At 71.9% G+C, this 1,226-nt stretch carries 1 protein-coding gene; it reads right to left on the reverse strand.

Features of this window, described 5'->3' with window-relative positions; translation table 11 throughout:
* On the reverse strand, nt 1–1,226 hold a 1,226-nt coding region (locus DEIPI_RS28290), incomplete at both ends, for an FAD-dependent oxidoreductase (RefSeq protein ID WP_045233600.1).

The following is a 1,226-nucleotide window of genomic DNA, read 5'->3' on the forward strand; positions in this document are numbered from 1 at the left end:
CCGCCGCGAGCCCCGCCGCCTCGCCCATGCTGTGGCAGTTCTGCTGCACGCGGATGGCGGACTGCGCCTCGAAGGTGGCGCTCGCGCAGCGGCCCGGCACCAGCACGTTGCGCAGGCCGCGCGGCAGCATCGAGCGGTACGGGATCTCGTGGAAGGCGTCCGGCGCGAAGTACGGTGAGCGGCCCTCGCGCTCGTGGTAGAGCAGCTTCCCGCGCGGCGAGTGGATGTCCACCGGGTAGTGGTTGCGGCACACGGCGTCCTCGAAGGTGCGGCAGTCCAGGATGTCCTCCAGCGTCAGGACGTAGTCGCCGACGACGCGCCGCGTCTCGCGAACGCCAACCATCGGCGCGTAGCTCCCCACGAAGGCCGCCTCGCAGCCCGGCAGGGAGGTCCGGCAGAAGCGCACGAGGCGCTCCACGGCCTCCTTGCCGTCCACCTGCGCCGCCGAGAGCTGCCAGGGGTCCGCGCCGTCGTTGATCTCCGGCGCGATGCGCGGGCAGTTGAAGCTGATCTCGCCCGGGCGGCCCGGCACGCTGAAGCCCTGGAAGTAGTCCCCGTCACGCTCCAGCAGGACGCCCTCCTCGACGGCGCGGCGAAACAGCGGCTCCAGGGTGCTGTTCTTGCCCCACACCATCCAGAAGTGCATGAAGCGTGGCGACTCCTGCCACTGGCCCTGCTCGTTCAGGAACGCCGTGAGCCGCTCCGTGTCCACGCCCGCGAGGGTGAAGCGCAGGCTCATCGCCTGATGCAGGCCGTCCTCGCCGCCCGCGTCGAAGGCCGCGCCCGCCGAGATCGCGACGTCCGCGTCGCCCGTCGCGTCCACGATCACCTTCGCGGGAAGTTCGGTCAGGCCGCCCTTGTTGTGCACGATGAGGCCGCGCACGTTCCGCGCGCCGCCCTCCGCCTCGTCCGTGGCGGCGCCCACGACGTGCGTGTGGTAGAGGAGCTCCACGCCGCTCTCCACCGCCATGCGCTCCAGGACGTACTTCATGCCCTCCGGATTGAACCAGTTGTCGTTGCCCGACGCGTCCACCGCGCCGTCCCCGCGTTCGATCAGGCGGCGCTTGAGCTCGTCCGTCAGGCCCCGGTTGAGGTTCACGCCCGCCGAGACGTTGCGCATCAGCGGCGTCACCTGGGCGTTCGTGCCCGTCCCGCCGAGGCTGCCGAGCGCCTCCACCACGAGTGTCCGCGCGCCCGCCCTCGCCGCCGCCACCGCCGCGATCGCG

Source organism: Deinococcus pimensis DSM 21231 (genome assembly GCF_000519345.1).
Classification (GTDB): Bacteria; Deinococcota; Deinococci; order Deinococcales; family Deinococcaceae; genus Deinococcus_A; species Deinococcus_A pimensis.